Annotated in this window: 16 protein-coding genes; 5 read left to right on the top strand and 11 right to left on the bottom strand. The window is 70.9% G+C overall.

Translation table 11 applies throughout. The features are described from left to right. Positions 1 to 4 precede the first annotated feature (4 nt). From M1E25_RS10610 to M1E25_RS10595, 4 genes are all read right to left on the bottom strand, one after another. Positions 5 to 670, bottom strand: a complete 666-nt coding sequence (locus M1E25_RS10610) for a class I SAM-dependent methyltransferase (protein WP_251413159.1) — start codon at positions 668 to 670, stop codon at positions 5 to 7. A gap of 181 nt (positions 671 to 851) precedes the next feature. After that, complete coding sequence (locus M1E25_RS10605) at positions 852 to 2444, bottom strand: MFS transporter (protein ID WP_251413156.1); 1593 nt, start codon at positions 2442 to 2444, stop codon at positions 852 to 854. A 509-nt stretch (positions 2445 to 2953) separates the two neighbouring features. Then, positions 2954 to 4309 (bottom strand): MFS transporter, encoded by a 1356-nt coding sequence (locus tag M1E25_RS10600; RefSeq protein WP_251413153.1) that lies wholly within the window; start codon positions 4307 to 4309, stop codon positions 2954 to 2956. Positions 4310 to 4543: 234 nt separating this feature from the next. Further along, the gene (locus tag M1E25_RS10595) at positions 4544 to 5221 is read right to left on the bottom strand and encodes a TetR/AcrR family transcriptional regulator (protein ID WP_251413150.1); all 678 of its coding nucleotides are present in this window, start codon (positions 5219 to 5221) and stop codon (positions 4544 to 4546) included. 396 nt (positions 5222 to 5617) lie between these two features. On the opposite strand from M1E25_RS10595, the gene M1E25_RS10590 reads away from it, so the two are divergent. Both M1E25_RS10590 and M1E25_RS10585 read left to right on the top strand, forming a co-directional pair. After that, a complete protein-coding gene (locus M1E25_RS10590) occupies positions 5618 to 6493 on the top strand; it encodes a shikimate dehydrogenase (protein WP_251413147.1) in 876 nt (291 codons plus the stop codon). 114 nt (positions 6494 to 6607) lie between these two features. Next, the gene (locus M1E25_RS10585) at positions 6608 to 8443 is read left to right on the top strand and encodes a bifunctional sugar phosphate isomerase/epimerase/4-hydroxyphenylpyruvate dioxygenase family protein (protein WP_251413144.1); all 1836 of its coding nucleotides are present in this window, start codon (positions 6608 to 6610) and stop codon (positions 8441 to 8443) included. A 49-nt stretch (positions 8444 to 8492) separates the two neighbouring features. Here the strand turns inward: M1E25_RS10585 and M1E25_RS10580 are convergent, their stop codons facing one another. Further along, positions 8493 to 10577, bottom strand: a complete 2085-nt coding sequence (locus M1E25_RS10580) for a tetratricopeptide repeat protein (protein WP_251413141.1) — start codon at positions 10575 to 10577, stop codon at positions 8493 to 8495. After that, positions 10570 to 10989 (bottom strand): hypothetical protein, encoded by a 420-nt coding sequence (locus M1E25_RS10575; protein WP_251413138.1) that lies wholly within the window; start codon positions 10987 to 10989, stop codon positions 10570 to 10572. Before M1E25_RS10575 ends, M1E25_RS10580 begins: the two co-directional genes overlap by 8 nt. Before the next feature lie 450 nt (positions 10990 to 11439). On the opposite strand from M1E25_RS10575, the gene M1E25_RS10570 reads away from it, so the two are divergent. Beyond that, positions 11440 to 12027, top strand: a complete 588-nt coding sequence (locus M1E25_RS10570) for a class IV adenylate cyclase (protein WP_251413136.1) — start codon at positions 11440 to 11442, stop codon at positions 12025 to 12027. A 200-nt stretch (positions 12028 to 12227) separates the two neighbouring features. Here M1E25_RS10570 and M1E25_RS10565 read toward each other — a convergent pair whose 3' ends face one another. The 3 genes from M1E25_RS10565 to M1E25_RS10555 all read right to left on the bottom strand — a co-directional run bounded on the left by M1E25_RS10565 (position 12228) and on the right by M1E25_RS10555 (position 14823). After that, positions 12228 to 12983 (bottom strand): hypothetical protein, encoded by a 756-nt coding sequence (locus M1E25_RS10565; RefSeq protein ID WP_251413134.1) that lies wholly within the window; start codon positions 12981 to 12983, stop codon positions 12228 to 12230. Continuing rightward, a complete protein-coding gene (locus M1E25_RS10560; RefSeq protein ID WP_251413132.1) occupies positions 12980 to 13891 on the bottom strand; it encodes a hypothetical protein in 912 nt (303 codons plus the stop codon). The genes M1E25_RS10565 and M1E25_RS10560 overlap by 4 nt, the downstream gene beginning before the upstream one ends. A 101-nt stretch (positions 13892 to 13992) precedes the next feature. After that, positions 13993 to 14823, bottom strand: a complete 831-nt coding sequence (locus tag M1E25_RS10555; protein ID WP_251413251.1) for an alpha/beta fold hydrolase — start codon at positions 14821 to 14823, stop codon at positions 13993 to 13995. A 603-nt stretch (positions 14824 to 15426) separates the two neighbouring features. Here M1E25_RS10555 and M1E25_RS10550 point away from each other — a divergent pair. Together M1E25_RS10550 and M1E25_RS10545 are read left to right on the top strand one after the other, a co-directional pair. Then, on the top strand, positions 15427 to 16830 hold the full coding sequence (locus M1E25_RS10550) for a Glu/Leu/Phe/Val dehydrogenase dimerization domain-containing protein (protein WP_251413130.1): 1404 nt from the start codon (positions 15427 to 15429) through the stop codon (positions 16828 to 16830). 434 nt (positions 16831 to 17264) lie between these two features. After that, complete coding sequence (locus M1E25_RS10545; RefSeq protein ID WP_251413128.1) at positions 17265 to 17960, top strand: ester cyclase; 696 nt, start codon at positions 17265 to 17267, stop codon at positions 17958 to 17960. Positions 17961 to 18257: 297 nt separating this feature from the next. Here M1E25_RS10545 and M1E25_RS10540 read toward each other — a convergent pair whose 3' ends face one another. Continuing rightward, positions 18258 to 18617: a cupin domain-containing protein gene (locus tag M1E25_RS10540; RefSeq protein WP_251413125.1), complete on the bottom strand. Its 360-nt coding sequence runs from the start codon at positions 18615 to 18617 to the stop codon at positions 18258 to 18260. A 20-nt stretch (positions 18618 to 18637) separates the two neighbouring features. After that, on the bottom strand, positions 18638 to 18790 hold the full coding sequence (locus M1E25_RS10535; protein WP_251413122.1) for a hypothetical protein: 153 nt from the start codon (positions 18788 to 18790) through the stop codon (positions 18638 to 18640). Between the last annotated feature and the right edge of the window lie 122 nt (positions 18791 to 18912).

The raw sequence follows: 18912 nt of genomic DNA, 5'->3' as shown, positions 1-18912 counted from the left end.
GGGTTCAGCTCTCCGCAGGACGCCGCCACACGAGCGTGTGTCGCCAGAACAGCCGACGGCGCAGGCGGGCCCCGGGCAGCACCCGACGGGCCGCGCAGAGGATCTCGGGGCAGGTCATGGTGGCCGGACTGGTGCGGGGCGCCGGTACGACGGGGGCCGGGGCCTTGCGTCCCCGGCTCCTGATCAAGCCGATGACGGGGTTGAGCGGGATCGCCACGGCGTCGAGCAGACGGTCGCCGGGAGAGGAAGGCCGGTGGACACCGACGACCACCAAGGTTCCGCCCGGCGCGAGGTGTTCCCGGAAGCAGGTCAGGGAGGCCTCGAACGGCAGGTGGTGCAGGGTCGCGACGCAGGTGATGACGTCGTACGGGCCGGGTGGCACCTCGTCCGGAGCCCGGCCGGTGACGAAGGAGACGGGGGCGCTCCCGGGGGTGAGCGCCCGTGCCGCGGCGACGATCGCCGGATCGGCGTCCAGGCCGATGACGGTCCTCGAGCGCCGGGCCAGGAGTCTGGCCAGCTCTCCCCTCCCCGATCCGACGTCGAGCGCGCGGTCGGGACGCTGCGGCAGCCGGCGCAGGATCCAGCGGTGGTAACGGGCGTTGTGGTCCCACGGATAGGCGGAGTTGAGGGCGTGGAGGGTGCGCAGCACCCGCGGGGTCAGCAACGTCACGCGACGATCCGATCAGCCCCGGGGCCCGGGCCGCCAGCCCCGCGACCGCAACGGGCCCGTAACGGCCGCAGCCCGCCGCGCCGCCGGAGAACGGCCCTGCGCCCCCGGCATGGGCCTCGTGCCGCCCCCGCGCAACGGCCGCTGCGGCAACGGGCGCCGTGGGCGCGGTCACCTCGGCGTGTCATGGACGGTCGGCTCCCCCGCCGGCCGGGCCGGGACTCCGGTCCTCGCCCGAACCGTCGTCCCGCAGCTTCCGTGGCCACAGCAGGAAGACGGCGAGGGAGGCGACGAGGGTGAGAATCGCAGCGGCGACCATGGTGTCGGCGATGCCGGACGTGAAGGCCTGGACGACGGTGCGGACCACGGTGTCGCGGATGTCCGCAGGCAGTGAGTCGACGGCGTCCCGGAACGACGACGAGTTCACCAGCGCCTTCCGTGCGCGGGAGATCTCGGACGAGGAGAGTCCCGACGCCTTCACGACACCGGCTGCCTCATTGGACGTCAGCCCGCGGGCGAAGGCGGTGAGGACGGCGACCCCCAGGGCCCCGCCGAGCATGCTGGACATCTTGAAGACACCTGCGGCGGTCCCGGCCAGCTCGATGGGGACACCGCCGACGGCCGTGTCGGCGACCGGGGTGCTGACGAGCCCCAGGCCGAGCCCGATGACGACCAGAGCCCCGACGAGGAGCCACAGCGAGGTGTCGGTGCCGAGGAACCCGAGGGCCAACAGGCCGGCGCTCGCCAGGACGAGCCCGGTCACCGCGGGCAGCCGACCGCCCCACCGGGTCCCGAGTTTCCCGCCGAGGGGGATGAACAGGAAGACGCCGACGGTCGCGGGAAGCATGAGCAGCCCGGCCTCGACCGGGTTGTAGCCGCGTGCGTTCTCCAGCCAGAGGACGAGAAGGAAGCTGAGGCCGGCGAAGGTGAGGTTCATCGTCAGGTTGGCCGCGAGAGCCCCGTTGTACGTGCGGATCCGGAACAGCCGCAGGTCGACCAGCGGTTCGTCCACCCGGCGCTCGATCCGGTACCAGACGAAGGCGAGCACGACCGTCGCGACCAGCAGTCCGGCGATCAGCGGGCTGCCCCAGCCCGTGCTCGGTCCTTCGGTGAGCGCGTACAGCAGGGCGAAGACGGCGAAACCGATGCAGGCCATGCCGGGCCAGTCGATCCTGCGCGAAGCTCCCTGTTCGCGTGACTCCGGAGTCGTGAGGCGGACCACCGTCAGGGTGACGGCCGCCAGTGGCAGATTGATCCAGAACAGCCACCGCCAGCCGAGCCCTTCCGTGACGAGGCCGCTGATCGCCGGCCCGACCGACAGCCCTCCCCAGGCCACCGCCTGCCAGATGCCGAACGCCGTGACCTCTTCGCGCCCCGAGAACTCGGGGGGGATGAGCGCCAATGAGGCCGGAAGGATCAGGGCCGCTCCGATGCCCATCAGCCCACGGCTGACGACCAGCCAGCCGACGTCGGGCGCCAGCGCGGCCATCACGGAGAACAGCACCAGCAGCAGGCTGCCCAGTTGCAGCATCAGGCGACGCCCGAAGAGATCCCCGAACCTCCCGGCGGCGATGACGAGCGCACCGGTGACCAGGCTGAAGGCATTGTTGGCCCACTGGAGTGCGGAAAGGCTGCTGTCGAACTCGTCGGCGATCGACGGGAGCGCCACACCCAGGTCGGCGAAGGCGAGCCAGACCATCCCGGCCGCCGTGCAGGTCGCTGCCAGTGAGACCCAGCGCTGCGGCGGGGCGGTGTCTGCCGGAGGGGACTCGGTCATCGGGACTCCGGGTGCGCGTCGTCGGGATGGTCCTCGGTCCGGCGACGATGCCGGGCGGAGGCCCCGTCCCCGACCGTTCCCGGAGCCTATGGGCCCGCAGGCCGAGTCGTGGGCCGCCGTGCCGGGGGGACGCCGTGCCTCACCCGGTGGCACCGGGATGCGAGCCGTCGGCGTCCCCTGCGGAACCGGCACCGTTCCCGGCGTCGGCGTCGGCGTCCACGGGCGCGGCGGCTTCGTGCACTTCTCCTCCCCGCTCGCGGGTCGACGACCTCCCCGAAGGGGTGGGCCTCGACGAGCTCCACCCGTCGGCGAGGGCGACGCCCCGCGGGCTCCGGCACGTCGTGCGGACCGCCCCGGCTGACCGGGGGCCGGTGAGCGGGAACGGCAGGTCCGCTGCGGCAACCTCCCTGCCGCTGGGCCGGGTCGCCGGCTCCTGAACCGGCTCCTGAAATCGGCTCCTGAACCGGCCCCGAGCCGGAGCCCAGGGGCCGGAACTCCGCGGCGTCCGGTCAGGCCCCGGTCGGCACGGACGAGTGCGACGCCCCGTTCCGGTTCGTGCCCAGCAACTCGGTGGGGACCCGGTGGGTTTCCCGCGCCGTCACCGCGGCGATCACCGGCGGCAGGCAGAGTGCGGCGGTGAACAGGGCCACCGCGAACCAGTCGTCGCCCTGCGGCCCGGCGATCCGAGCCGCGAAGGTCACGGCGAAGCCGGCGACGGCGAAGCCGAGCTGGGTGCCGACGGCCACGCCGGAGAGCCGGACACGGGTGGAGAACATCTCGCCGTAGAAGGCGGGCCAGACCGCGTTGGCGGCGCTGTAGACGATGCCGAAGGTGAGGATGCCGACGGCCAGGGTGAGCGGATACGAGCCGGTGGACACGGCCCAGAGGTACAGGAACATGCACACCGCGCTGCCCGCGGCCCCGGTGAGGAAGACGGGACGGCGGCCGATGCGGTCGGACAGCAGTGCCCACAGCGGGATCGCCCCGAGGGCGACGAGGTTGGCGAGCGCAGCCACCCAGAGCATTCCGGACCGGTCGAAGCCCACGGACTCTCCGGTCGCGTACGCCAGTGCCCAGACGGTGAAGACGGTGCTGACGGAGGCGACGAGCGCGCCCGCGATCACCCTCAGCACACCCGCCCCGTGCTCGCGCAGCAGGGTCACCAGCGGGAGTTTCGGGACTCCGTCGGTGGCCGCCTGCCGGGCGAAGGCCGGCGTCTCGTGGAGGGTACGGCGGATGACGTAGCCGGCGACGGCGACGGTGATGCTCAGCCAGAAGGGGATGCGCCAGCCCCAGGACAGCAGTTGGTCCTCGGGCAGTGCGGCGACCGGGATGAACACCAGGGTGGCGAGCAACTGCCCGGCCTGGGTGCCGTTGAGGGTGAAGCTGGTGAACCAGCCGCGGCGGTGGGCGGGTGCGTGTTCCAGCGTCATGGAGTTGGCGCCGGCCTGTTCGCCCGCCGCGGATATGCCCTGCAGGATGCGGCAGAGGACGAGCAGGAGCGGGGCGAGCGTGCCGACCTGGCCGCGGGTCGGCAGACAGCCGATGAGGAAGGTCGACAGGCCCATCAGGACCAGGGTGAAGACCATGATCTTCTTTCGGCCGAGCCGGTCGCCGAAGTGACCGAGGAAGACCGCGCCGACCGGACGGGCGGCGTAGGCGACGCCGAAGGTGGCCAGGGACAGCATGGTCGCGTCGGCGGGATCGGACCGGTCGAAGAAGATCTCCGGAAAGATCAGAGCCGCAGCGCTGCCGTAGATGAAGAAGTCGTAGTACTCCAGAGCGCTGCCGATCCAGGCGGCGAGAGCGGCTTTTCGGGGCTGGCCCTCGAGCGGTACAGGACCGGCGGGGGTGGGGACGGTCACGGCGTGCTCCTTCGTCGACCGAGCGGAGGGACGTGCGGGAACGGGGGGTGTGAGCCCAGGGGCTCGGGGCCGGCCGGCGCCGCAGGAAGCGGCTAATTAACCAACTGGGTAGTTCATAGCGCAATGGTCTGTGATGCTGCGCTCGCGACCATCGAGTGTCAAGGGTCGCGGCGGACAATCACGGGAAAGCCGCTGCTGCCGAGGCGGCGGAAGAGGGGTGGGCGGCGGCGCTTCTCAGGCCGGCGCGCGTCCGGTGGTCAGATAGGCGACGACCATGTCGCCGAGCATGGTCCGGTAGTGCTCTCGCCGGCCGGCCGCCACGAGATCGCGCCCGAAGAGCGCGCTGAACGTGTGCCGGTTGGACACACGGAAGAAGCAGAACGAACTGATCATCGCATGCAGGTCCACCGCGTCCACGTCCGCCGTGAACGCACCCGAGGACCGGCCGGCGTCCAGGATCTCGCGCAGCACCTCGATCGCCGGGGAGCCGATCCGGCTCAGCTCCTCCGATCCGGCGATGTGCTCGGCCTCGTGGATGTTCTCGATGCTGACCAGGCGGATGAAGTCCGGGTGCGCCTCGTGGTGGTCGAAGGTCAGTTCGGTGAGGCGCCGGATGGCCGCGACGGGGTCGAGGCCGGCGACGTCGAGGTCCTTCTCCGCCTGCCGGATCACGGTGTAGGCGCGCTCCAGCACGGCCGTGAACAGCCGCTCCTTGCCGCCGAAGTAGTAGTAGATCATCCGCTTGGTCGTCCGGGTGCGGGCGGCGATCTCGTCCACCCGGGCTCCCGTGTAACCGAGCCGCGCGAATTCCTCCGTGGCCGCGTCGATGATCTCCGCCTTCGTGCGTGCCGCGTCACGGGTGCGGCCCTCGAGCGGGCTGCCGGACGTGGACGGCGGGACGGAGGGGGTCATCGGACTCCTCGGAAGATCGCGACGGTGCGGTCAGTCTAGGTCGGGGCCCCCAAGCACCTCCGGGGGGAGCCGATTTCCGTTCGGGTCTTCCCCCGGAGGCCCCGGTGGGCGTACAACTAACGAACCAGTACGTACATTGGCGGGAGGTGATCGGCACGGTGAGCACGCCGGCCCACGGCAGGCGTGATCCGCAGGACGAGCCGGGCCCGCCTCCCGCGACCCCTGGAGCGGAACACGCGCCGGCCGTCCCCGTCCCCCTCCTCCCGGCTCGGCAGCAACCTGCCCGGACCGGAGGTCCACGGCTCCCGGCCCCCCCGGCACCGTCAACTGCGGTGCAGGCCTGCACGGCAAGACGCCGGCCCCGCCCCGTCCCGCACAGCTGCTGAAGGAGCGAGCGTGACCTCACGCCCCTACCTCGTCGGCCTGATCGGCTCCGGCATCGGCCCCTCCCTGAGCGCCGGACTCCACGAGCGCGAGGCGGACCGCCAAGGACTGCGCTACCAGTACCGGTTCATCGACCTGGACGCCCTGGGCCGGGCGCCCGAGGACGTGGGCGACCTCGTACGAGCCGCCCGTGACCTGGGCTTCGACGGCCTGAACATCACCCACCCCTGCAAGCAGCTGGTCATCCCCCACCTCGACCACCTCTCCCCGCAGGCCGGGGAACTCGGCGCGGTGAACACGGTCGTCTTCGAGGACGGCCGCGCGGTCGGGCACAACACCGACGTCACCGGATTCACCGCATCCTTCGCGCGAGGACTCCCGGACGCCTCACTGGAGTGCGTCGTGCAGCTCGGGGCCGGCGGCGCGGGAGCCGCCGTGGCGCAAGCGCTGCTCACCCTCGGCGCCGGACGGCTCGCCGTCGTCGACGCGATCGGGGACCGGGCGGCGCGGCTCGCCGCGTCCCTCGGCGCGCGGTTCGGCCCCGACCGGGTGACGGCCGGAACCCCTGAGCACCTGCCGGCGTTCCTCGGCCGCGCGGACGGTCTGGTGCACGCCACCCCCACCGGCATGGCCGCCCACCCCGGCCTGCCGCTGCCCGCGGAACTTCTCCGCCCGGAGCTGTGGGTCGCGGAAGTGGTCTACCGGCCCCTGCGGACCGAACTCCTCCGGTCCGCACAGGAATTGGGCTGCACCACGCTGGACGGCGGCGGCATGGCCGCCCTGCAGGCCGCCGACGCCTTCCGCATCTTCACCGGCCGCGAGCCGGACCTGCCCCGCATGCTCGCGGACGTCCGGGAGCTGGCAGCGCAGGCCGGTGCCCCCCGCTGACGCGCCTGCCGCGAATTCCGTCCCCGCCGTCGCGACCCCGAACGCCCGCCGGACACCACACGCCCGCCGGACACCATCCGCCCGGAACCGCACCGACCGTGAAGGAGCGCCGTCATGCGGACGTCCATCGCCACCGTCTCGCTCAGTGGAACCCTGACGGAGAAGCTGACCGCCGCCGCCGGAGCCGGTTTCGACGGGGTGGAGATCTTCGAGAACGACCTGCTCGCCAGCCCGCTCGCCCCGGAGGACATCCGGTCCCGCGCCGAGGACCTGGGCCTCGGCATCGACCTCTACCAGCCCCTGCGCGACATCGAGGCGGTGCCCGCCGAGCAGTTCGGGCGGAACCTGCGCCGTGCCGAGCACAAGTTCCGGCTGATGCGACAACTCGGCGCCGACACCGTGCTGGTGTGCTCCAGCGTCTCCCCGCTCGCCGTGGACGACGACGCGCTCGCTGCCGAGCAGCTCCACCGACTCGCCGCCGTCGCCGAGCAGTACGGCATCCGCATCGCCTACGAAGCGCTCGCCTGGGGCCGTCATGTCCACACCTACCACCACGCCTGGCGCATCGTGGAGGCGGCCGGCCACCCGGCGCTGGGCACCTGCCTGGACAGCTTCCACATCCTCGCCCGCGGCTCCGACCCCCGGGGCATCGAGGCCATCCCCGGCGACAAGATCTTCTTCCTGCAACTGGCCGACGCCCCCCTGATGGCGATGGACGTCCTCCAGTGGAGCCGCCACCACCGCTGCTTCCCCGGCCAGGGCGGCTTCGACCTCACCACGTTCCTCGGGCATGTCCTCCGCGCCGGTTACCCGGGTCCGCTCTCGCTCGAGGTCTTCAACGACGTGTTCCGGGAGGCGGAGGCAGCCGAGACCGCGATCGACGCGCAGCGCTCGCTGCGCATGCTCCAGGAGAGCGCCGGAGCCGCCTCGCTCCCCGCTCCCGTGGCACCGACCGGGGTGGCCTTCGCCGAACTCGCCACCCCGGACGCCGAACCGGTCGCCGCCGTCCTGCGCGCGCTGGGGTTCGACCGCCGGGCCGCGCACCGCACGAAGCCCGTCTCCCTGTGGCAGCAGGCCGATGCCCGCCTGCTGGTCAACACGGCCGGCTCCGCCCGGCGGGAACAGGCCCTGTCGCTGACGGCCGTCGGACTGGAGTCACCCTCCCCGGCCGAGGCGGCCCAGCGCGCGGAGGCCCTGCTCGCGCCCGTGCTTCCCCGCCGCCGCGCCCCGGAGGACGCGCCCCTGGACGCCGTGGCCGCTCCCGACGGAACCGAGGTGTTCTTCTGCGCCACCGACCGGCCGGAGCAGCCGAGTTGGACGGACGACTTCACCCCGCAGCCGCGCCCCGAGCCGCAACCGCAGTCGCCGCCGTCGTTGCAGGATCCGCACCCGGCCGCCGGTGGCGTGCGCGGCATCGACCACGTCGCCCTGACCCAGCCCTGGCACCAGTTCGACGAGGCCGCGCTGTTCCACCGCAGCGTGCTCGGGCTCGATCCACAGGAGAGCATCGACGTCGCCGACCCGTACGGGCTGTGGCGAAGCCGTGCCTTCCGCACCGCAGACGGCAGCGTGCGCATCGCCCTGGCGGTGGGGCCGGCCTCCGCCGACGACAGCGTGCGCTCCCAGCACCTCGCGCTCGCCACCGACGACATCGTCACCGCCGCCCGCCGATTCCTTGCCGCGGGCGGCCGGCTGCTTCCTGTACCGGACAACTACTACGACGACCTCGCGGCCCGGTTCGACCTCCCGCCGGGCGACATCGACACCTACCGGGAGCTCGGCATCCTGTACGACCGGGACACCGACGGGGAGTTCCGCCACTGCTGGACGGAGACGATCGGGCGGGTGTTCTTCGAACTCGTCCAGCGAGACGGCGGCTACCGCGGCTACGGTGCCCCGAACGCCCCCGTCCGGCTGGCCGCCCAGCACGCGGCCCGGCACGGCCGCTGACGGTCCGGCGGCCCCGGGCTCGTCGCCGACCGGGCGGCCCTTGCGAACGTCACCCGGCGGTGACGTCCACGCCGGCCGCCCTGCCCTGCCAGAAGCCGAGGTTCTCCCGGATGCGGTCGGCGTCGAAACCCAGCGGTCCCAGATCGTGGTTCAGCAGTTCTGCGTACGCGGCGGCCGCCCCTTCCGCGTCGCCCGACGTGCCCCGAAGCAGGGCGAGGAACCACCGGGTGGTCAGGGTGCCGGGGTGGCCCGGGCCCAGCTCGCGTTCCTGTTCGGCGAGCCGCGCCTCGTAGGCGCCGAGGGTGCCGGGGTGGCCGGGGCTGAGCACGGGTTCCTTGCCGGCACGTGCTGCGGTGGCCGCCTCGGCGGCGCCGGCCGTGTCGCCCGCCATCTCCCGCCAGTGAGCGAGGCTCTGCCGGGCAGCGTGTGTGGTGGCGTGGCCGGAGCCCAGCACGCGCTCATGGTCCTTGCACAGGTCGGCGAATGCGGCGGCTGCCCCCTCCGCGTCCCCCGAATTCCCCCGCGCCCATGCGAGTTCGTACCGCGTGTCCAGGACTTCGGGGTGATCGGGTCCGAACACGCGCTCCTGGTCGGCGAGCAGTCCGGCATACGCGGCGGCGGACCCGGCGGCGTCCCCGTCCTTTCCCCGCAGCCAGGCGAGGTTGTGCCGGACGGCGAAGGTGTGGGGGTCGTCGGGCCCCAGCACGCGTTCCATGTCGGTGACCACCTGCTCCAGGGCGGCCACCGCTCCGACGACATCCCCCGCCTCTCCCCGCAGGTGGGCGAGATTGGCCCGGGTGGCAAGGGTGTCGGGGTGGTCGGGCCCCAGCTCGCGTGCCCTGTCGGCGGCCTGTTCCTCCCATTCGGCCACGGCATCGGAGCGGAATTCCGAATCCTCCGCCAGCTCGGCGGGGCTCTTCCAGGTGGTGAGCCAGTCCGGGGAGTCCGAGCGCTGATGCCGGCTCATCGCGGGCAGAAGGGCTTCCACGAAGTGGATGCGCCAGCTGTGGTGGGCTTTGCGGTACGAGACGTCCCGGTCGCTCCACATGAACGGCCCGTACGCCGGGGCCAGCACCTCCTCGCGCGTCCGCTGGACGTGGAACTGGACATGGGGAAGCCGCGCCGCCGTGGTGATCAAGCGGCTTGCCGTCCCGTCGTCGCCGCGCCGGAACGTGAGATCCGCCAGGATCGCGATGGCGGAGTAGTAGGCCTCGCACGCCTCGCTCGCGCGCTGCGCGCCGTGCCAGGCGGCGAGCCGGAAGCGGCGCTCCCACTCCAGTCGCTTGAGGACGTTGAGGATTCCGGTGGGACGCTCGTTCCCCCAGAACCAGGTACCGATGAAGTAGTTGAAGCACGCGGTGAAGGTCGAGGCATCCGCGGCGATCTCCTCGTTCTCCTCGTCGGAGATCCGCAGCAGACGGGCCATGCCTTCGGAGTACGGCGCAACCGTTCTCCCCTGCCCGGCCGGCAGCAGGTCCCCGTGCCGGATGTGAGCCAACTCGTGGGTGAGGGCGAAGGTCAGCGCCGCATCGTAGAAGTCGTGTGGTCCCCGGCCCCGGGACTCACTCCGGGCCCTCGCGGTCGCCTCCATCGCGGTGCTGATCATGCCGGTGGGCACGGGCGCTTCCCCGATCCCCTCCAGCGCACGGATGTAGCCGCTGATGTTGAGGGCGAGCGACTCCTGCGCGTGCAGGGTTGCGGCTTCCCATCCCGGGGGAAGCGCCTCCGGGAGGTAGGGATGCGCCATGTGCACCCCCCAGGCGATCTCGGCGCTCAACTGGATCACGAGCGGTGAGACGCCGATGAGATACCCGGTGGCGTCGCCGGGGTTCTCGAAGACGCGTGACTCCACCGCGTTCGACGGCAGGCAGAACGCCTCGACGGACCCTGCCAGTTCGACGGCCTGATCACGCTCCTCCGGGGGGAACGTGGCGAGCAACCCGTCCAGGACCGCCCGCACCTGCGGTTGGGTGCGGGCGAAGTACATCTCCCACGCCCGGTCCGGATCGTCCTCGCCGGTGATCCACCCCAGGTAGGAGAAGTCGGCGAACGCCATGCTCATCTCGCGCGCCTCCCGCGCGAGCGCGGGATTCTGGTGCCGCTGGAAGAGGATGCTGCGTCCGGCGTCAGGCATTCCCCGGACCTCCGGTCCCTGCGTTCTCGTTGCCGCGTGGGGGGAGCACACCCCCGATGATGTCCGCCAGCCCCGCCCCGTCGCGTACGGTCACTTCCCCCGACTTCGAGCGGACGATCACCACACCGCGGGGAAGCGCCGGGTCCTGGCGGATGCTCAGCTGCCGTCCGATCGCGTCGACCACCACGCCCTTGTTCCAGGACTTGCGCAGCGTGTTGATCAGATAGGCGAGGGCATGGGTGGCCACGGAGCCGATCATCAGGATGTCGCCCAGGGGAACGGATCCGCGGGCGTCGACGTCCTTCCCGGCGCTTTCGGCCGCTGCGAACGCCGCTCGTGCGGCCGCATGCGACTCCGGATCGCCGGGAGCGAACACATTCACCCGGACCCGCTCGGTTCCCCTGCTGTCCACTCGGCCCCCCGGTCACGCGTCCCACCACAGCCGCTGATCCGACTGTAATGCAGTTGGCTTCGGGGAGTTGCGGAGTTCGGAGTTCGCCCCCCACGGCCGCGAAATGCGCCCCTGTGCGCCCGTGCGTGCTCCCCTCTCCGGGTCCGTCACCCGGTTGGGGAGGACAACGGGTTCCGCAAAGGAACGGCGCCGGCGAGAAGCGCGATCAGCGTGAATTCAGCGCGATCAGGAACGCCGCGTGATAGCCGTGGAGCCCGGCCGTACCGAGTTCCGTCCTGGCCGGCGTGGCAAGGCTGTTGCCCGGACAGGGAGTGACCGGGGCGCTCTGTCCGCGTTGCACACAGGCGAGTTGACGCACGGGCCGGGCGCCGGGCCGGACCGTTTTCCGGCTGTCCGTGCCCCTCACCCGGAGTTCGCGCAGCCGGCAGTCCGCAAGCGGAGATGAGAAGCATGAAGCACGAGTACGAGGCCACGTTCCTGTCCGTCGACGTGGCCGCCCTGCGGGCCGCACTGACCGCCCTGGGCGCCACCCAGGCATTCCCGCGGACCCTCTTCACCCGAAAGATCTTCGAGAACGACGCGCTGGACAACGGTCAGTGGGTCCGTCTGCGCGACGAAGGCACCCGCTCGACCCTCACCCTCAAACAGGTCACCGACAGTACGACGATCGACGGCACCACCGAGATCGAGACCGAGATCGGCGATCTCCACGCCATGGCCGGAATCCTGAGCCGCCTCGGCCTGCGCGAGACCCGGTACCAGGAGAACTACCGCGAGGAGTGGCGACTCGGCGGGATCGCCTTCGATTTCGACACCTGGCCCGGCCTGCCCACCTTCCTCGAGATCGAAGGACACGACGAGGCAGCCGTCCGCCGGGCGGCCGAACTGCTCGGTCTCGACTACGCCGAGGCCCGGTTCGGCAGCGTGGACGAGATCTACCGGAGCGAGGCCGACCGGGACATTCTGAGCGAACGCACCCTCCTCTTCCGCGATGCCCGAACGGCGGAACCGCCCTCCGCGAGCACGCGGAGGCACTGATCCGGGGGAGGGCCCTGCCGCCCCGGTGGGGAGCGGAACGGGTACGGCCCCGGCCCCGCCCCCGGCAGGGAATTCGGTGACTCTCCGCCGGGGAACGACCGCCGGCAACGCGGGATGTGTGCCGCTGCCGGAGCCGATCGGGATGCGGGTGCGGGTGCGGCCGGGCAACCGGGCACGGCCCGCTGTTCCTCCGGGGCGCGCTACGCCAGCAGCCCGGCGAGGCGGTCGCGGACGTCGTCCTCGTCCTCCTGCGGGACCGGCACCAGATTCTTTCCGTCATGCGCATGCCGGGCGAGGACGTGCAGCCGCCCGCCGCTGCGGGCGAGGACCAGATCCGTGCTGGCGCCCGCGATCTCGGCCGACCCCTGCGCGCTGTAGCGGGTGACGGTGAGCAGCGCGGAACGCTCCGAGGAGGCCAGCAGGGCGTCGACGTCCGTCGCCGGGGCGGAGTCCGCCGAGCGGCCCCGGGGCAGCCAGTCGGTCAGGACGCGGAGGGCTTCCTCGAGCCTGTACAGGCCCATCTCGTGGACCCCGAGCGCGTCGATGCGGACCATCAGGCAGATCCCCTCGGGCTGGGGGAGCAGCAGGATCCGCCAGGGCTCCCCGGGCTCCGTGCCGGTCGTGCGGGCATCGAGCACCTTCCGGGCTCTGCGCTGGAACACGACGGCGATGCCCAGGTCTCCCCGTACCTGGACCTGCTCCTTCGATGAGCCCGACAGGAGCAGGTGCCGTGCCGCGAGCGACCGGACGGCCTCGGCGAGCACCTCGTCCGACGGGCGGGCCTCGAGGAAGTCCACGATCGCGTCGACCACGGTGAGTTCGGCGACGGTGTACGCGCCGAGCAGGACCGGTCCGGTGTCCACGAGGTTCAGCACGGCCGGGACCAGCCCCTCGGGAACGGACACGTCGCCGGTGTCGTGCGGCGGCGAGGAGGGGGTGCGGTGGTCGTCGTTCACGGTGTCCCTCGTTCCGGCAGGAGGGCGCCCGCGGGCGGCTCGGAGGTCTCGTCGAGCACTGCGACAGCGCTGTGCGCCGGTGTCTCGGTGACCCACACGTCGGAGTTGCCGAACAGCCCCCGGCCGCCCCTGCCGGACAGCGCCCGGCCCAGTTCACCGGCCGGTTCGGCCCGGTCCGGGGGCGGGAACCGGGCCGCCAGGTCCTGGGAGACGGCGGTGACGTCGTCGTCCGCCTCGATGCGGTGCAGGGCCTGGGTCAGCGACCGGGCGACGGGTGGTGTGAGGGACGTCGGCACTGCCAGCACGGGTGACAGGTACATCGGGCGCCGTTCGGTCATCCGGGACAGCCCCCACGGGCCGACGTTGCTGCGGGTGATCAGGTACACCACGTAGTCGACGAGGTGCCGGAGGTCGTTCGGACCGGGCAGCTTGCGCTTTCCGAACGCGGCCGGGGTCTTCTCCAGTTGCACCCACGTGCCCTGAGCCGTACGGCCGTGCAGCTTCTCCCGCACGACGTGCCCCTGCATCCCGATGTCGGGGTAGCGGTCCTTGTCCATGTCGCGATGGTGGCTGGACAGGCGCCGACGGCTGACCTTGTCGAACCGCCAGGCCTCGTACAGCTCCGGGTCGTCCACGAGGACGTGGCCGCCGCACAGGACGTCGTGCAACTGCGGCACCTGCAGCCCGTTGCGCTCCAGGTCGGCGAGAATCGCCGCTTCCTCCGGGCCGAGGCGGCGCACAGCCGCCTCCAGTCCCTTGCGGTAAGCCCCTGCCCGAGCCGTGATTTCGATCATGAGGCGCACTCTGCGGCGCTCCTCCTCGGCCGCCCGGGTGCGCTCGGCACCGCTTCCCGTCCGGCCGGAACGTTTGGCGTGCGGGAACGACACCCATGCGTGCTTGCGCTCCACCCGGCCAGTACAACACGGCGGGTCGGCGTCCGCGCGGGCTCCGGCCCGTCGCCCGGCGGGTGGCCAGGTGAGGGGGGCCGGCTGAACCGCCGGCCGGGCGGTCACCTATGGAGGAAGCCGGCCACCGCCGTGGCGAACCCGTCCGGGTCTTCCACCCATGGCATGTGTCCTGCGCCACTCAGAACCGCTCGCGACGCTCTCGGCAAGGCCTTTTCGAGCGAATCGACAGCCCGACGCGGCCTGATGTCCTCGGCCCCGTCCACGATCAGCACTGGGACGTCCATGGCCTCGCATGCCGCCCTCAGTGCGGGAGTTCCCTCGGTCCGGCTGTTCTCGGCGTTGATGGCCGCGTTGCAGTCGAAGTTCAACCCGAGCCACGGCGTGGCCATCCGTTCGGCATGCTTCAGCGCCCGCTCCCGCTCGGCGAAATCCGCCGACCACTGCAGTACGCAGAACTCCCGGTCCTCTGTTTCCGTGCGCTCGCGATCCTTCAGCATGCCCCAGCGCTTCACGCGGGCCCCGAGCGCAGCCCGCAGGTTGTGCTGATACGCCTTGCGCCAGGTGGCTCCGTGATCGATTCCCGTGCCGGAGACGTACACCAGCCTGCTCACGCACTCCGGGTGGTTCAGCGTGTACAGCAGCGCCAGCTGGGCGCCCCACGAGTGGCCGAGGAGTGCTGTCCGGCTCAACCCGAAATGCCGCCGCACGGCGTCCAGATCGGCCATGGAACGAGCGACGGAGTACGGCCCGTGTCGCTCCGAGCGGCCACACCCGCGTTGGTCCCAGCGGTACACCGCCGTCTGATCCCCCAGCAGTTCGGCAGCGTCCTCCAAGGTGTCCCACGACCCTGGGCCACCGTGGCAGAACACCACCGGATCGCCCGCGCCCAGCCGGGTCGCCCACAGCCGGACCCCGTCCTCGGTCAGCACCATCTCATCCACGCCGCAAGCCTGACTCAATTCAGCACGCTCCGGCACCCGTTCCGTCCGACGGCCTGCCACCCCGAGGCGTTGGAAGGCGCTCGATCCTGCAGCAGGAGTTCGGAGAAGTGCCGGCTGCCGGTCCGCGCCTCGGCGAGGCGACGCGCGTAGCACTCAGCCGACCTCGCTGACCTGCGCTTTCTCGCCGTTCGTCATAGCCGTCCGGAAGCGGGAAATCGGCTGTGAGGTCCACGTCACAAGAATCCTTGACAAGGGGTGAAGCCCGACCTCACAGTAGGCCGTACGCACAACGCAACGGGCCGCGTTCTCTGCGTATTTCCGAAGAACTTTTCATTGCGTCCCTCGTCAGGGCTCACCACAAGTGTGCCGTAGGGACGTGATTCCTCTGCCCTGAAAAGGCCGCCCCGGTCGCGCGCGACGACGCGCACATCCGACCGAGTCAGCGGAAGAACTCCCTGCCATTCATGGAATCGGCGTCGGCTCCTGGCCATGAGGTCGGGTCGGTGCGGGTCCGTGCGCGGGAAAACGTGCCTATCAGTAACGGGAAAGGGTGAGTGCCGAATGACGCACATTGCTGTCGAGATGCCATCGCAGGTGCTTGAGCATGAACCTTATCTGCAGGTCACATGGCGCGACACCCTGACTCCCGCTCGTGGATTCGTCGTCATCGACCAACTGGTGACGGGCATCGCCACGGGAGGACTCCGCATGCGACCCGGTTGCACGGTGGATGAAGTGGCCGAACTCGCCCGGGAGATGACCCTGAAAATGGGCGCCTTCGGGATTCATGTCGGCGGGGCCAAGGGCGGAATCGACTTCGACTCCACGGACCCGCGAGCCGAAGAGGTGCGGGAGCGTTTCCTCCAGGCGGTCCGGCCGCTGCTGGAACGCTTCTGGGTGACGGCGGGCGACCTCGGTACCCAGCAGGAGCAGCTCGATCAGGCATTCGCCCGGGTCGGCATCGACGAGACGTCCTTCCATGCGGCCGTGGTCCGTTCACCCGTCGCGGACGATGTCCGCGCACGCATCCGGCAGGCCTTCGCCACCCGGACGGAGGGTCTGAAGCTGTCCGAACTGGTCGGTGGATTCGGCGTGGCGGAGGCTGCCCTGGCGGCTCTGGACCACCAGTCCATTCCCGCCGCCACGGCCAATGCGGTCGTACAGGGGTTCGGTGCGATGGGTGGATCCACGGCGCTCTACCTGGCGCGTGCCGGCGTGAAGATCGTCGGGATCACGGACGCCCGGGGCCTGATCCTCAACACGTCGCGAGGCCTCGACGTGGACCTCCTGCTGGCCGCGCGCAGCACGGGCGGCATCATCGACCGCTCCGTTCTGCGCGACGACGACGTGGAGGCCCCCGGCGACTCCTGGCTGAGCCAGGACGTCGACCTGCTGGTGCCGGCTGCCGTCTCCTATGCGATCACCGCGGAGAACTGCGATCGGATCCGGGGCACGCTCGTGGTGGAAGCCGCGAATGTGCCCACCACCCCCGAAGCCGAGCAGCTTCTGCTGGACCGGGGAGTCACGGTGGTCCCCGACTTCATCGCCAACACCGGTGCCGCTGCCGGTGCCTGGTGGGTCATCCTCGGCGAGGTGGTCAGCCCGGCCGGTGCGTGCAGCCGGCTGTCCTCCGAGATCCGTCCGCTCGTCCGGGGCCTCATGACCCGGGCCGAGGAGACGGGCACATCGATGCGGAGCGCGGGCGTGCAGTTCGCCCGGAAGAACTCGCAGCGCATGATCCGCGAGAACGGCGCAGCAGTGGCCTTCCGCGACCTGTTCACCGTCACGCCGCCGCAGGAGCGGCACATCGGCGACGGATACGGCGAACCGGCGGCCGATTTCCCGCCTTCCTCGGACATCACCGAGGCCGTCATCCATGCGCCGAACGGTGCCGCCTCGGACCTGGCCGGTTCCTCCCGGGAGTCCGGTCGACAGCCTGCCGCCGCCTTCCCGGCGTACTGGCCGGGACCGGACGACCCGGCATCCGGCCGGTCCTGAGGAACCAATCCCTCTTGTGGCGGCGCCCTGCAACCGGATCCTGCCGGTTGCAGGGCGCCGCCGGGCTCGCACGCCCCATGTGGTGTGCCGGTCCCGGAATCGGACCGTTTCCCCGGTCGGGCTTTCCGAGGCCCTCACCGGATCGCTCCCTCGCTGCCGGCGGTGGGCCCCGGCGAACCCGGTCTCGTCGGCGGCAGAGCTCTGGCCGGCGCTCCCTCGAGTGTCTGACGTGAGGCCGTTCGTCCCCGGCGAGTGCCGCGATCCGCCGGCATCCGGAGGTGGGCGAGGGGCCGCGACTCCCGGAGGCACTGCCCCGGCACAGCGGAACGAGGCCGGCCGGAAGGCAGGGGCGCGGGACCGGCCCATCGGGACAATGCAGTCAAGTCGGCCTAGCCTGAAGGAGTCTTCCAGGTTCCGACTCGGCAGGAGGCGTCATGACATTCGTCCAGGTCATCGACTGCAGGACCGGCAGCGTCGGTGAGTTGAACAGGTTGATGGACGAGTGGGTCCGGGCGACCGAGGGCAAGCGCACGGCCACCCATTCGATCGTGGGACAGGACCGCACCGACTCCGCCCACGTCGTGGAGATCGTTGAGTTCCCCTCGCACGAGGAGGCGGTGAAGAACGCGCGGCTGCCGGAGACGGACCGGATCTTCCGGGAGCTGGTGGCTGCCTGCGACGAGGCCCCCACGATCACGGACCTCGACGTCCTTCGGGACGAGCAGCTGAACAAGATCGTTGTTCGCGCCTTCTTCGAGGAGGTGGCCAACAACAGGAACTTCGACGCGGCGGACGCACTGTGCCTCCCCGACTACCGGGAGCACGATCCGTCCCTGCCGTCGGGCGAGATCGGGCTCGAGGAGTCCAAGGCGGCGAACCGGGAACTCCATGCGGCACTCGAACCGGTGGTCACGATCGAGAGCCTGATCGAGGAGGGCGAGCTGGTGAGCGCGAGGTACTCCTTCAAGGGCCGCCATGTGGGGGCGCTGTGGGGCATGGAGCCCACGGGGCGGGAGTTCTCGGCAACCGGGCAGGCCACATTCCGCTGTCAGGGCGGCCGGATCGCGGAGAGCTGGTGGAACAACGACTACCTCGGCGTCGCACGGCAGTTGGGCCTCGGCGGTCGCTGATGCCGTGAGGAGTGGCCCGGCACCGACCGATGCCGGGCCACTCCTCACGTCGAAGTTTCCTTCGGGTCCGGCGCGTCCGGGGCTGTCACCGGGGCAGCGCCGATCCTGCTTCCGGTCAGCACGCTGCTGAAAGTGCCTGACGTCGGGGAACAGCGGCTCGGAGCAGAGTGATCCGAAAGCGGCCCGACTCCGTCACGTCGACGGCCACTCACCGCAGGCCGTCGTTCGGACAGGTGCAGCCGTGGAACACAGTTCGCGACCCGGATCAGCGTCGCCAGGGCGTCCGCATCCACGTTTTCACTGCGGCTTCGCGTAGTCCTTCGCTGTCTCACCGGCGAAGTCGTACGTCACGCATGGTTCGTCGCCGACGGTCCAGGCATCGTGTCCGGGGGAACACACGAAGACCTCCCCGGGACCGACCTCGGTCTCGGATCCGTCGTCCATGCGGATGTGCAGCCGCCCCTGCACCACCATCCCGTTGTGGTGGAACTGACAGCTCCCGGTCCCGGCGATCGGTGCGACGTCCTGCGACCACCGCCAGCCGGGCTCGAAAGTTGCCACCGCGAAGTCCAGCCCCGACAGGTGAACGGCTTCGAGGTGGCCGTGCGGGAATTCCCGCTGCTGGTCCGGATGACTGGGGGTTTTGACCTCCAACATGGCGATGCCTCCTTACTGAGTCACACCTCCATCGTGCGCCGCCCGCCGCCGGGTGCGCCACGCAGGCGAGTGGCGAACGCGGCCTGCAGGGAGGACGGGCCGTGCAGTTCCTGCAGGTAGAGCGTGACGACCAACTGGAAGCGAAGAACGCTCGCTCGAACCGGACTGGACAACGAGCAAGGCCTCCCTGGGCCTTCATTATTCGGAGCGGGTGACGGGAATCGAACCCGCGCTCTGAGCTTGGGAATCATTTGGGCCTCAATGGTCGATGGCCTCCTGACCAGCGACGATGTCG

It is taken from the genome of Streptomyces meridianus, assembly GCF_023703325.1.
GTDB classification, from domain to species: domain Bacteria; phylum Actinomycetota; class Actinomycetes; order Streptomycetales; family Streptomycetaceae; genus Streptomyces; species Streptomyces meridianus.
This window is presented reverse-complemented; position numbering and strand designations above follow the sequence as displayed.